Source organism: Marseilla massiliensis (assembly GCF_016899855.1).
Taxonomy (GTDB): Bacteria; Bacteroidota; Bacteroidia; order Bacteroidales; family Bacteroidaceae; genus Prevotella.
Genome location: NZ_JACJJG010000014.1, coordinates 1 through 13,242, shown reverse-complemented (window position 1 = coordinate 13,242; position 13,242 = coordinate 1). Strand labels below are relative to the sequence as shown.

General features: G+C 46.7%; 13 protein-coding genes. 9 read left to right on the top strand and 4 right to left on the bottom strand.

Annotated elements, in window-relative coordinates:
- Positions 1-98: 98 nt before the first annotated feature.
- Positions 99-278 carry a hypothetical protein gene (locus H6A34_RS04565; protein ID WP_205103751.1) on the bottom strand — a complete coding sequence of 60 codons (180 nt, stop codon included), beginning with the start codon at positions 276-278 and terminating at the stop codon, positions 99-101.
- Positions 279-490: 212 nt separating this feature from the next.
- On the opposite strand from H6A34_RS04565, the gene rpsF reads away from it, so the two are divergent.
- From rpsF to H6A34_RS04540, 5 genes are all read left to right on the top strand, one after another.
- Positions 491-835: a 30S ribosomal protein S6 gene (gene rpsF / locus H6A34_RS04560; protein WP_021949250.1), complete on the top strand. Its 345-nt coding sequence runs from the start codon at positions 491-493 to the stop codon at positions 833-835.
- The gene (gene rpsR / locus H6A34_RS04555; RefSeq protein WP_477395978.1) at positions 835-1,104 is read left to right on the top strand and encodes a 30S ribosomal protein S18; all 270 of its coding nucleotides are present in this window, start codon (positions 835-837) and stop codon (positions 1,102-1,104) included. The genes rpsF and rpsR overlap by 1 nt, the downstream gene beginning before the upstream one ends.
- A gap of 18 nt (positions 1,105-1,122) precedes the next feature.
- Complete coding sequence (gene rplI / locus H6A34_RS04550; protein ID WP_205103749.1) at positions 1,123-1,665, top strand: 50S ribosomal protein L9; 543 nt, start codon at positions 1,123-1,125, stop codon at positions 1,663-1,665.
- A 174-nt stretch (positions 1,666-1,839) separates the two neighbouring features.
- Positions 1,840-2,709 (top strand): winged helix-turn-helix domain-containing protein, encoded by an 870-nt coding sequence (locus H6A34_RS04545; RefSeq protein ID WP_205103747.1) that lies wholly within the window; start codon positions 1,840-1,842, stop codon positions 2,707-2,709.
- A 198-nt stretch (positions 2,710-2,907) separates the two neighbouring features.
- Complete coding sequence (locus H6A34_RS04540) at positions 2,908-4,998, top strand: TonB-dependent receptor (protein WP_205103745.1); 2,091 nt, start codon at positions 2,908-2,910, stop codon at positions 4,996-4,998.
- A 317-nt stretch (positions 4,999-5,315) separates the two neighbouring features.
- Here H6A34_RS04540 and H6A34_RS04535 read toward each other — a convergent pair whose 3' ends face one another.
- Positions 5,316-5,495: a PG1828 family lipoprotein gene (locus tag H6A34_RS04535; protein ID WP_205103743.1), complete on the bottom strand. Its 180-nt coding sequence runs from the start codon at positions 5,493-5,495 to the stop codon at positions 5,316-5,318.
- A 376-nt stretch (positions 5,496-5,871) separates the two neighbouring features.
- Here H6A34_RS04535 and mtaB point away from each other — a divergent pair, with 376 nt between their 5' ends.
- Both mtaB and H6A34_RS04525 read left to right on the top strand, forming a co-directional pair.
- A complete protein-coding gene (gene mtaB, locus H6A34_RS04530; RefSeq protein WP_205103741.1) occupies positions 5,872-7,203 on the top strand; it encodes a tRNA (N(6)-L-threonylcarbamoyladenosine(37)-C(2))-methylthiotransferase MtaB in 1,332 nt (443 codons plus the stop codon).
- A 1-nt stretch (position 7,204) separates the two neighbouring features.
- The gene (locus H6A34_RS04525) at positions 7,205-8,230 is read left to right on the top strand and encodes a glycosyltransferase family 2 protein (protein WP_205103739.1); all 1,026 of its coding nucleotides are present in this window, start codon (positions 7,205-7,207) and stop codon (positions 8,228-8,230) included.
- A gap of 106 nt (positions 8,231-8,336) precedes the next feature.
- Here the strand turns inward: H6A34_RS04525 and H6A34_RS04520 are convergent, their stop codons facing one another.
- Entirely contained in the window at positions 8,337-9,038 is a 702-nt protein-coding gene (locus tag H6A34_RS04520) for a ComF family protein (RefSeq protein WP_205103737.1), read from the bottom strand.
- A 124-nt stretch (positions 9,039-9,162) separates the two neighbouring features.
- Entirely contained in the window at positions 9,163-10,644 is a 1,482-nt protein-coding gene (gene proS, locus H6A34_RS04515) for a proline--tRNA ligase (protein ID WP_021949239.1), read from the bottom strand.
- Between the two features lie 985 nt (positions 10,645-11,629).
- Between proS and H6A34_RS04510 the strand changes: the two genes are divergently transcribed.
- Both H6A34_RS04510 and mtgA read left to right on the top strand, forming a co-directional pair.
- Positions 11,630-12,337, top strand: coding sequence for a YiaD family glycine zipper/OmpA-like lipoprotein (locus H6A34_RS04510; protein ID WP_021949238.1), 708 nt, complete (start codon positions 11,630-11,632; stop codon positions 12,335-12,337).
- Between the two features lie 146 nt (positions 12,338-12,483).
- The gene (gene mtgA, locus H6A34_RS04505) at positions 12,484-13,221 is read left to right on the top strand and encodes a monofunctional biosynthetic peptidoglycan transglycosylase (protein WP_205103735.1); all 738 of its coding nucleotides are present in this window, start codon (positions 12,484-12,486) and stop codon (positions 13,219-13,221) included.
- Positions 13,222-13,242: the final 21 nt, after the last annotated feature.

Sequence of the window (13,242 nt, the reverse complement as noted above, 5' to 3'; positions counted from 1 at the left end):
ATTCAATACATTATGAAAGGCCGCCTTTTACGATGCGAAAGGCGGCCTTTTAGCGTGCGAAAGACGGCTTATCGGAGCGTGAAAGACCGTCTTTCACGTTAATACTTGCTATCTTTCTTCAGGAAATATACATGTGCCACGACTCCTGCGATTATCATTCCTGCCGCCGATAAGAGCATGGCGTTATGGTCGGTCCAGCCAAGCGGATACCCTATAATAAGCGACAGGGCCCCGAGGCAGACCATGGCAAACCCTGATTTGTTTATATATTTCTTCATGACGCGACGTATTGTTCGGTGTGCAAAAGTACGGATAAAATCCCTTCATTCTACCTGATGATCATTTAAAAAAACAAAGATATGAGCCGTAAAAATGTAAAATAAGTTAAAAGTTACATTCTTACACATAATATATAGTGGTAGTTCGAACCGAAAAGTGTACCTTTGCACCGCATTTTTGCAAAGTATTAATCAAATCATTTTTAAGTAGTATGAATCAATACGAAACCGTTTTCATTTTAACTCCCGTTTTGTCTGATGAACAGATGAAGGAAACGGTCGCAAAGTTCAGAAACCTGCTTACCGATAAAGGAGCGGAAATCCTGAACGAGGAGACCTGGGGATTGAAGAAGATGGCTTATGCTATTCAGAAGAAGTCAACAGGTTTTTATTGCCTGATTGAGTTCAAGGCAGAGCCCGAAGTTATCAAGACGCTCGAGACCGGATACCGCCGCGACGAGAAGGTAATCCGCTTCATGACCGTCAAGCTCGACAAGTACGCCGTACAGTATGCCGAGAAGAGAAGAAACAAATTAGCTAAAAAAGAGGAGGCTTAATCATGGCACAGGAATCAGAAATCAGATATTTGACCCCTCCTTCGGTAGACACGAAGAGGAAGAAGTATTGCCGTTTCAAGAAGAGCGGTATCAAGTACATCGATTATAAGGACCCAGAGTTCCTCAAGAAGTTTTTGAACGAGCAGGGCAAGATATTGCCCCGCCGAATCACCGGAACATCCCTGAAGTATCAGCGCCGTGTGGCTCAGGCCGTTAAGCGCGCTCGCCAGATAGCGTTGCTTCCTTATGTAACCGATTTGTTGAAATAATTAAGGAGGAGATACGACATGGAAATAATACTGAAAGAAGATATTATCGGCTTGGGATTCAAGAACGATATAGTTAACGTAAAGTCTGGATACGGCCGTAACTACCTTATCCCTACCGGTAAGGGCGTTATCGCTTCCGCTTCAGCAAAGAAAGTTCTGGCCGAGAACCTTAAGCAGCAGGCACACAAGCTTGCCGCTATCAAGGCAGAGGCAGAGAAGAAGGCAGAGGCTTTGAAGGACGTTGCTATCGAGATAGCTGTTAAGGTTAGCGCGAACGGTGTCGCTTACGGAGCCGTTACCGCCAATACCGTAGCGGCAGAACTCCAGAAGAAGGGCTTTGACATCGACCGCAAGATCATCACTATGCACGATGCAAAGAAGGTTGGTGACTATGTTGCAACCATCCACTTCCACAAGGAAGTTCTTTTCGAGTTGCCCGTAAAGGTTGTAGCAGAGAACGCAGCTCCTGCCGTTGAGGAGCCCAAGGCTGAGGCCGAAGCACCCGTAGAGGCTCCTGCAGAGGAGGCTAGCAAGGCAGAGGAAGCTCCTGTAGAAGAGTAATTTTCGCACTGTAAAGCAAGTTTATTATACGAATCCCCGAAGGCTCAAGAGGCTTTCGGGGATTCTTATTTTATGTGAAAAAGCCTTGTCGTGTTGTTTTTTCGTCCGTAAATTCCTATCTTTGTGGGGATTTTTGTTTTATATAACATAACACGAAAGTAGCAGGGATAAATTATGAAGGCATATTTTTCAATAGTTGTTTTTGTGGTGTTGCTCGCTTCGTCGGTGATATCCGGTATGGGTAACTATATCGATGCGCGTGGCAGGATCGTGTCAGAGCTTAACCGGGCGCTCGTACGTGCGTTGGCCGAGAAGGGCAACGAGTGGGTGACGGCTGACACGATACGTGTATGCCGAGAGCTTCAGAGCGCGTCGGCAACGCCTGTTGCCATGTTATTGCATGACAAGTATTTTAGTGAAAGCCTGTCTATACCTGAGCTTCGCGATAAGTCTTATATCTCGTTTGCCGTCCTTGACGATGGTAGGGAGTCGACAGACGTATGGCATGATGCGGCCGGAGTGAGTGGAGATACGGTATTGATGAAGTCTGGTTTAGCCCGCAACGTAAATGTAGCCGTTGCCTTCCGTGCTAATGCCGATTGTTCGTTTGCCACCGTATTCAGCCTTTCCGACCAAAAGCTGCCTTTCACTTTGTGCTTCATGGCCGTGCTTTGGGCTATGTTTACATTGCGTTATAAGCGTACGGGTAGGGCCGTAGAGGTTTTGAACCAGGGGCATTGTTGCGTTGGAAACTTGCGTCTTGACGTGGCCAGCAGGACTTTTTACAACATGGAAAATGAAGAAGTAAGGTTTACCCCGATGCAGCTTGAGCTTATGGAGATGTTTTTCAAGTCTGAAGGACATAAGCTCGACAAGTCTGAAATATGCCAAATGTTATGGCCCGGCAAGGACGATGCGAGCGAGACTCTCTACACGTTGATACGCCGCTTGAAACGTGTTGTTGAACAGAATACCAACTTGCAGATTGAGGGTGAGCGTGGACGTGCCTACAGGTTGATAATTAAGAGCGGCTATTCCGATTGAGAATCAATAGTAAAGAATGGAGGTTTATGGTTACTCTTTTTGCTTGGTATCCAACAGGGCAAATCGTAATTCTCCATTCTTTACACTCCATTCTCAATTAGCAAAAAAGCTCTTGTCAGGTAAATGTCAGACACTTGTCAGCCTGATAATTGCGCATTATGTAACCGTTGATTATATCTTTGCACGAAAAAAGCAAAGATGAAAGTTCTGTTTTTATTCTTATTGTCCGTCATTATGCCGTGTGGCGTATCTGCACAGAACACAAAAGGGAAGGACGATGACGGCAAGTATGTGAAAGATTCGGTGGCGCTTGACGAGGTTGTGGTGCGCACTTCGCGCGTTAAGAACAAGGACAATGCGCTCCGCCTTTTTCCTACGAAAGAGCAAAAGGCCAACTCTACCAATGCCTATGGCCTGCTCGCGCGGCTTGCGTTGCCTAACGTTTCGGTCAACGAAGTGATGAGGAGCATATCCGTACCTGCTACTTTGGGTAAATTGCAGGTAAGGATTAATGACATCATCGCCACGACGAGCGACCTTATTGCGCTTGACATGGACAACGTTAAGTATGTAGACTACATTCAGAATGCCGGTGCGCGTTATGGCGATGATGTTGATTTCGTTATCAACATAGTCGTGGAAAGGACGCAAAGCGGTTATTACGTCGGCGCGGAAGCCATGCAGAGCGTCACCAGTATGCGCAATAACGAGGATGTGTTTGCCAAGTTCAATAAGGGCAGGCACGAGCTTGGACTACATTATTCGTTCGGATATAACCGCACGAATGACCTGTGTTACGAGGAAACGGCCGACTACCTGATGCCCGACAATAGTGTTACTACCGTGCGCCGCACCGACACCGGCTATCGCCAAAGCACAATCTCGCACGATCTCCAGTTGCAATATAGCCTTGTTGACTCGGCCCGCTATACCCTGCAAACTACTCTCGAAGGTACGCTTTCACGCATACCTGAAAACTCGAGGATACGTACAGAGCAGAGCGGTGGCGTAACAGAGACTTTTCCTATCGGGTCAACGGACAATACATCGTCGGCGTTTCTTGATGTTTATTTCAAATATAGCCTGACGAAACGCCAGAGCATAACCGCCAACTTAACAGGTAATTACGCCAATTCGGATTACAATTACGCTTACGGAGGCGCCTCACCGTACTCGTATAATTCGACGGGGAACAGCCATTTGTTGGGTGGTGAACTGATTTACGAAAACCGCCTGAGTCCGTTTACGTTGTCCGCGGGACTTAAATATTTCAACGAATATAGCTCGACCGAGTACGGAGGCGACGTTGCAACGGACAATTCAATCCGCAATGACAATATCTATGGGTTTGCCCAAATAGCCGGGCGGGTAAGTAAATTCTCGTATATGCTCGGCCTTGGGGCAAGCCGTTACCATTACCGTCAGGCCTCGGAGCGCTACGGATATTGGCTTTTCCGCCCCCAGGTTCAGCTCGCTTACTCTCCGTGGCAGCCCTTCCGCATAAGCTATAACTTTACGATGGGTCAACATCCGCCTCGTCTCGCTTACCTTGGAGACGTAATAGTGCGCAATAACGAAATGGAAGTTACGGTCGGAAACCCGTCGCTCCGTATCAACAAAGAAATTGAAAACGAACTTACGATGTCTCTGCAATACCCGTCGTTCTACACCCAGATGATGGTATATTACCGTATGATGCCACATTGTTCAATGGCCCGTATTGACCGTGTTGCCGATGCAGACGGTACGGTAACGTTCATATCGTCACGCGCAAACCAACGAAAAATCAACATGTTCTTTGTCAGCAACTATACAAGTTATGATGCTCTGCCGGGCAAGTTGTCGTTTAACTTGCAGGCCGGAGTGTACCGTTTCCTCAATTACGGCGACGATTATAAACACCATTACACGGCGTTCAACTGGTCGGCAGGTGCCCAGGCGTACCTCGGAAAGTTGTCGCTCACGGCTAACGTGGATAACGGTTGGAACTTTCTTGAAGGCGAGTCAAAATCAAAGTCGCCCTTCTTTTATTATCTTACGGCGTCGTACAAGATGGGTAACTTTACGCTTTCGATGTTCTGGCAACATTGCTTCCAGGACGAAGTGCGTCTGTATAATACCGAACAACTTAACCGCTTTGTCCACAAGATGCAGCGTATGTATAGCGGAGAGATGGGCAATATGCTGACTTTCCGTGTTACATGGCGGTTGTCTAAGGGGCGAAAGCGTGAGGAAATAAGAAGAAACGCAATAAAGACACGCAATGATACGGGTATCATGAAGAATTAAGGCATAGGCCGGTAATCGTGTTTTTGCCTGTGCATAGCTTGCGGCATGCTATTCAATACGCGGCTTTTTGTGAGGTAAAAGGCCGTTTATTGCAAGCCGAAAGGCCGTCTTTCACATTGTGAAAGACGGCCTTTCGTAATTTAATTGTATTAGGCTGGTTATGCGTATTGTTTTTTCCTTATTCTCGACATACCCTATTACGGGCAATTGCTAACCTATGATGCGCAACTGCTCTTTGGCCAACCGTCCAGCCGTATATAAACAAAAAACCGTAGGACAATGTCCTACGGCCTTTTCTCTTTTACTGTTGTAGCTAATTATTCAGCAACAGAATCAGCAGCAACAGAATCAGCAGCAACTGTGTCAGCAGCCAGAGTATCAACAACTGCAGTGTCGTTAGCTGTTGAATCTACTGCGTCAGCCTGAGCTGTTTTGTTACCACAAGATGCGAATGAAATAGCTGCGATAGCTACGAACATTAAAACTAACTTTTTCATTTTCTTTGCTTTTTAAATCTGTAAAACAATCATTTGTTTATTAAAACGTTGCAAAGGTAAGTATTTTTTTAATACGTTGTTCTCTTTTTAGGTTAATTTTTTAGGGGTATTTTGTAACTTTTTTGCAAGTCGCTGATAATCAGGGAGATATAAAGTGCTAACGACTGTTAAATCTTTGTGTGGCCTTAAGAAATGTTGTTGAACGACACTTATATCGACTTTTTTTAGTACCTTTGCCGTTGATAAAAATGGTTCGTTATGCAGGAAATATTTTTCTGTTTTGGCGTAGTTCACCGTTCTTATATTATATAATAAGGTAAACAAGTCCTGACGGCCTGAAGTCATGAGTGTTTCGGCCGTTAGTATTACGATAAATATGATAGATACATCCGCCTTTCAGGGTAAGACCGCAGCTTATTTTACTCTTGGCTGTAAGTTGAATTTCTCCGAGACATCCACTTTCGGACGCATTCTTGAAGAGATGGGAGTGCGTACCGTTGAGCGTGATGCCGATATATGTATTATAAATACCTGTTCGGTTACGGAGGTAGCCGACCACAAATGCCGTCAGGCTATACACCGCATGGTGCGCGAGAATCCTGGAGCCTTCGTCGTGGTGACGGGGTGTTATGCCCAGCTAAAGCCCGAGACGGTGAGCGGAATAGACGGAGTCGACCTCGTGTTGGGAGCTAACGAGAAGGCAGACCTAATACAGTTTCTCTCTGAAGCGTGGTCATGTGGACGTTCAGTGACGTCACTTCATCGTTACCATACAGAGAAAACGAAAGACATAAAGACGTTTGCCCCGAGCTGTTCGCGTGGCAACCGCACACGATATTTCCTTAAAGTGCAGGACGGATGCAACTATTTCTGTACATATTGCACCATTCCTTATGCCCGCGGATTCAGCCGTAATCCGAGTATAGACTCGCTTGTTGCCCAGGCACGTCAGGCCGCAGAGGAAGGTGGTAAGGAGATAGTGCTTACCGGTGTGAATATAGGTGATTTCGGCGAGACCACGAATGAGCGTTTCATAGACCTCGTAAAAGCCTTGGACAAGGTTGAAGGCATTAGCAGGTATCGTATAAGCAGCATTGAGCCTGACCTTCTCGATGATGAGCTTATCGAGTATTGTGCCCACAGCAGGGCGTTCATGCCACATTTTCATATCCCTCTCCAGAGCGGTTCCGACGAGGTGCTGCGCCTCATGCACAGGCGTTATGACAGCGCGTTGTTCGCTCATAAAATCAAGCTTATCAAGGATACAATGCCTGATGCGTTTATTGGCGTAGACGTAATGGTGGGCACCAGAGGAGAAAAACCTGAACTGTTCGAGGAAACTTACGATTTCCTTAAATCGTTGGATGTCACCCAGTTGCATGTATTTCCTTATTCAGAACGCCCGGGAACTGCTGCCCTTAAAATACCGTACATTGTTCCGGACCAGGACAAGAAGCGGAGAAGCAAGCGCTTGCTTGACCTTTCTGACGAGAAGACAGAGGCTTTTTACCGCCAGCATATAGGCAAGGAGGCTGAAGTGTTGTTCGAGAAAGCCGCGAGCGGGAAGGCCATGCATGGATTCACTAAGAACTATATACGAGTGGAATTGCCGCCGTCTCCAGACAATGACAGACTTGACAACCAGCTCGTCAATGTACGTTTGGGTGATTTCAACTATAATAAAACAGCGTTAAAAGCAATACTTTGACATGGATAAAACCGCGATTGTAATCTTGAATTGGAACGGCGTAAAGATGCTTACGCGTTTTCTTCCCAACGTGTTGGACTATTCGCGTGACGAAGCTGTTGTCTATGTGGCAGACAATGCGTCGACCGACAATTCTTTGGAAGTGCTTAAGCGGCATTTCCCCGAGGTGCGTCTTATTGTTCTGGATAAGAACTACGGCTTCGCGGATGGTTATAACAGGGCTTTGGAACATATTGAGGCTGAATATTATGTGCTGCTCAATTCTGACGTTGAGGTATCACATCATTGGCTTACTCCATTGACGGAATTCATGGATAATAATCCTGACGTTGCGGCCTGCCAACCTAAATTATTGTCAGAGGGCAACCGTGACGCCTTTGAATATGCCGGAGCCTGTGGCGGTTTTCTTGACAGATACGGTTATCCATTTTGCCGAGGCAGGATATTCGACACTGTTGAAAACGATAACGGACAATATGATTATGAGTCTGAAATATTATGGGCAACAGGTGCGTGCATGATGGTAAGGTCGGCGGATTTCAGGCAAGCAGGCGGTTTCGACGCGCGTTTTTTCGCTCATAGTGAAGAGATTGACCTGTGCTGGCGCTTGCGTTTGATGGGTAGAAAGATTTTCTGTGTACCCGATAGTTACGTTTATCATATAGGAGGAGGAACGTTGCCTAAGAACAATCCAATGAAGACGTACCTGAATTTCCGAAATAATTTGACCATGCTTTATAAGAACTTGCCTGATGAAGAGTTGCGTTCCATAATGCGTATGCGTGCATTGCTCGATTATGTTGCCGCCATGCAGGCGCTTGTTTCGGGTAGGATTGGTGACTTTAAGGCCATAATCAACGGGCGGAGAGCGTTTAAGGCATGGCTTCCGGAATACCGTGAAATCAGGGCCGGGATACAATCCAAACGTACGGTTGACAGTGTTACCGGCATATATAGGCATTCCATTCTATGGCAATATTACGCTAAAGGACATAGGAAATATTCTGATTTGGAAGACATTAAGTAAAAGGTAAAAGGGTAAAAAAGTAAAAAGGTAAAAATTAATCATGTGATGTTATTTTGACAATGATGTTTTTATCTTTTTACTTTTTCACCCTTTTACCTTTTATTTTTTATTTGGTGAATCCCAACGAAAGCACGCTGAACTTTTCAGCTCCTCCTTTATTCAGTTCATTGGCACATGATATTATTGTTGCGCCGGTAGTAACCACATCGTCTATTATCAGTATATGCTTTCCTTCAAGAGGCTTGTTGTTTTTAAGGATAAACACGTCCTTAACGTTATCGTTTCTCTGCCATCGGTTCAAGTGTGTCTGACTTGCGGAGAAAGATTTTCTTTTTACGGCATTTTTTATTACGGGCAAGTGGGTAATTTCGCTTACTCCGCGTGCTATCTCCATGCTCTGGTTGTATCCGCGAGACAATTGCCGTTTCCTTGCCAGCGGTATAGGCAATATTGCGTCAATGCCGTTGAAAAAACCATCGGGCATGAATTCCTCGGCAACCATTCGCCCCATCTGTTCACCGACTTCGGGATGTCCGAGGTATTTGAGTGAGTATATAATTTTGCTTGAGTCTGAATGTGCCCTGTAAAAGAATAAGGCCGCGGCACGTTCTATATGTATACGCCACCAGAACAGGCGGGCCATTTCGTTGTCATACGGATTTGCCGAGTATCCCGTACGCGGCAAGTCAAAGTTGCATGCCGTGCATATCACATTCTCGCCTGCTGCCAGTCTGCATCCGCACATTACGCATTGTCTTGGCGAAACGAGATTGAACAGTTTTACAACAATCTCGGCAAACAAGCCCATAACTGAATAATTTTACAATATATAATTAAGAATTAAGAGTTAAGAATTAAGAAAAACACTCTTGCCCATAAATCAATACACGTGGCATTTTTTCTTAATTCTTAACTCTTAATTCTTAATTACCTTAGTAGCTTCTTGCTATTATGACACGTTGTGTGGCAGGTTTCCCTGATACCATGTCAACTCCGGGAGTCTGCTCTACGCCGAACGGCACGCAACGTATAGTTGCCTGGGTTTCTTCCTTGATACGTGCTTCGGTCTCGGCCGTGCCGTCCCAATGGCAGAGGAAGAATCCACCGTCCTTGATGCGCTCCTTAAACTCGTCGTAATTATCGCACTCATAGATACGTGCGTCACGATAAGCCTTGGCCTTCTCGAACATGTTTGCCTGAATGTCTTTCAGCAAGGCTTCGACACGTTCAACGATACCGTCCATTGGTACGGTTTCTTTCTCGAGAGTGTCACGGCGCATGATTTCGAGCGTGTTGTTCTCAAAGTCGCGTCCACCCATGACAAGACGCACGGGAACGCCCTTCAGCTCGTAGTCTGCGAACTTGAATCCGGGACGCTTGTTGTCGGCATTATCATACTTAACCGATATGCCAGCGGCACGCAAGGCGTCGATTACCGGCGTAAGCTTCTCGGTTATTGCGGCCATCTGCTCAGCTCCCTTGGTGATGGGGATGATGACCACCTGGATAGGCGCGAGCATAGGCGGCAATACCAGTCCGTTATCGTCTGAATGGGTCATGATAAGCGCGCCGATGAGTCGGGTGGAAACTCCCCACGACGTTGCCCACACGTATTCGGGTTTGTTCTCCTTGTTGAGGTAAGTCACGTCGAACGCTTTGGCGAAGTTCTGGCCGAGGAAATGGCTCGTACCGCTCTGCAAAGCCTTGCCGTCCTGCATCATAGCTTCGATAGTGTAAGTGTTGAGGGCACCTGCGAAGCGTTCGGTCTCGCTCTTTACTCCCTGCACAACGGGCACAGCCATCCACTTCTCCGCAAACTCTGCGTATACGTGGAGCATCTTCTGTGCTTCCTCTTCAGCCTCCTCGCGGGTGGCATGTGCCGTGTGACCTTCCTGCCAAAGGAATTCCGACGTGCGCAGGAACGGGCGCGTACGCATCTCCCAGCGCATTACGTTACACCATTGGTTGCACATCAAAGGCAGGTCGCGGTAAGAATGTATCCAGTTCTTGTACGTGTTCCATATTATCGTTTCGGAAGTAGGGCGGATGATGAGCTCCTCCTCGAGTTTAGCCGCGGGGTCAACCTCTACGCCGCTCTTGTCCTCCTTAGCGCGCAGGCGGTAGTGGGTTACAACGGCACATTCCTTGGCAAAGCCCTCAACATGCTCGGCCTCCCTCGAAAGGAATGATTTAGGGATAAGCAGGGGGAAGTATGCGTTCTGTGCGCCGGTCTCCTTGAACATCTTGTCAAGCTGGTGCTGCATCTTTTCCCATATAGCGTAGCCGTAAGGCTTGATAACCATGCAACCGCGCACGGCAGACTGCTCGGCAAGGTCAGCCTTAGTTACCAAGTCGTTATACCACTGACTGTAATTGTCAGCTCTTTTGGTAAGGTCTTTTAATTCTTTAGCCATGATATAAATGCTTGTTTTTGTTAATTTGTGTGCAAACTTACACATTTTTTGCCGAATATTGAAATAATCCGGCCACTTTCGTAATGTCCGGCAGATATATATGTCATTTAACGGTTAATGTAAGTTGTATCATCGTATTGCATTCGTTAATCGGACACTTCAAATCCGGATGGCGGTATAACGCCGTTTTTTGTCTGGTGTATGATTTATTGTCGGCGGCTCAAGGATTGTTGGCGAAGGCGGCTTTTAGCTGAGGCGGCGTGTCATAATGTAATGTTCTTCATAACAATATATTGCAAAATGCTTTTCAGCTAATGTACGGTTTTTCATCCGGAATAGAGTTTTCAGCTGTAAGTAAGTTGTTCTTTTTGTTACATGTAATGCTGTTTTGTGTCCGATATTTCGGTAAATAATAAAGCAAAATACAGCAATTTATCTTGTAGAAGACGGTTTATTGGCTTGTTGTGGACGGCTTTTTGCATTCACGAAGGCCGTCTTTTTCAGCTCAATAGGCCATATTTTGTTTTATTGCGAGTCGATTTTCATGCACATGTTTGTGCCGTCGCGTTATATTGTTCATTGCGCCAGGCAGTTACGGTTGCACACTTGAAACTCGCATATTCACGCCCACGGAATTTAGTTTCCAGGATAACGCGAAAATGAAGCGTCATGAAAAGTCAAGATGTAAGTATACTTGCCTGTTGAGCAAGCATTATGTAAAATGGAATGTCCGCAAAGCTCGCATTCATCAGTAACTAAAGAAGCAACAGTAGTTTTTTCGCTTCGCTCAAGGAAACTTCGCTCCCTGCGGCTGCTAAGGAGTTAAAGACATTTGCCTCGTCAAAATTGTTCTATATTGCCGAGTTTTGTTTACATAATTCCGTTTTATAAGAATTTTTATGATAAATCATCTTTATGTTTACTTGCGGAATGGCGGAAAAATTGTACTTTTGTAATGATTTTAAACTATAAACTTAAAAAGGTTATGAAGAAGTTAAAGGTTATAACACTCGGATTGTGTGCCGCCCTTGTATTGAGTTGCAGCACCAAGACCGGCACGGGCGCCCTCATCGGTACGGGCGCGGGTACCTTCGTAGGAGGAGTTATAGGCAAGATAGCCGGCAACACGGCCGTAGGCGCAGTTGTAGGCGCTGCCGTAGGCGCAGGAACGGGAGCGCTCATAGGTAAGCATATGGACAAGGTTAAGGCTGAGACAGAGGCTCAGCTTGCCGAGGAAGCTACGGTTGAGGAGGTAACGGACAAGAACGGACTGAAAGCCGTAAAGGTGACGTTCGATTCGGGAATTCTGTTTACCACAGGCAGCTCGAGCCTCAGCTCTTCTGCAAAATCGTCATTGAGCAAATTCGCGAACAACGTATTGAAGAAGAACTCTACGGTTGACGTAAACGTATACGGATATACTGACAACCAAGGCTGGAAGAACTCTACGGCAGAGCAAAGCGTGAAGAAGAACCTGGATTTGTCGCAAGAGCGCGCCCAAAGCGTGGCATCATATTTGTTGGCTTGCGGAGCGGCATCAGACCAGATACAGGCTGTTGAAGGTATGGGCGAAAGCAATCCCGTAGCCGATAACAGTACTGAAGCCGGACGCGAGCAAAACCGTCGCGTGGAAGTTTATCTCTACGCAAGCCAGGAAATGATTGACGCAGCCAACGCCGGCACGTTGAACTGATATTAGCGGATATGGTGTATCGGTGCAGGCAGGCAAGAGTCCGCATGCGGCATATACCCTGCGACGGCATGATGTGCAGGTGAATGTTCCGTCGGCAAGGCGTCCTTTTGCCTGTCTGCGGCCTATACGCCGGTTACATATAAGTAATGGTACGAATTAATATAATAGGTAAAATAATTCGTTGGGTGGTGGTTGCCTTCTTCGGCTCCACCATTCTTGCTGTTGTAGCTTTACGTTTCATTCCCGTGTACTTCACGCCCCTGATGTTTATCCGCTGCCTTGAGCAGGTAAAGGATGGCGAAAGTGTAAAGTTGCACCACCATTGGGTGCCGCTTGAAAAGATATCACGCCACATGCCTGTAGCCGTGATGGCGAGTGAGGACCAGCGCTTCCTGCTGCACCACGGGTTTGATTACGAGGCAATAGAAAAGGCCGCAATGAGCAACCTTAAGGGCGGAAAGATACGCGGCGGCAGCACCATATCGCAGCAGACGGCCAAGAATGTGTTTCTATGGCCGGGCCGTTCGTGGGTACGCAAGGGGCTTGAGGCTTATTTTACCGTACTCATAGAGTTTATGTGGAGCAAGCAAAGGATAATGGAAGTGTATCTCAACTCAATCGAGATGGGGCCTGGAATATACGGCGTTGAAGCCGTGGCGCGCGATAATTTCGGCAAGAATGCCGCCGACCTGTTCCGTAGCGAGTGTGCTTTGATAGCCGCAACGTTGCCCAATCCGTTGAGATTCAGCTCTGCGGCTCCGAGCGCGTATATGAAGAAACGCCGCAGGCAGATAGAGCAACAGATGAGATTTATACCGTCGTTTCCTGCCGAAGGTGAGGATTATGACCCTGAGACGTCTGCCGGAGGGGTGTACAGGAAGTGAAGGATAACGAGTTAAGAATTA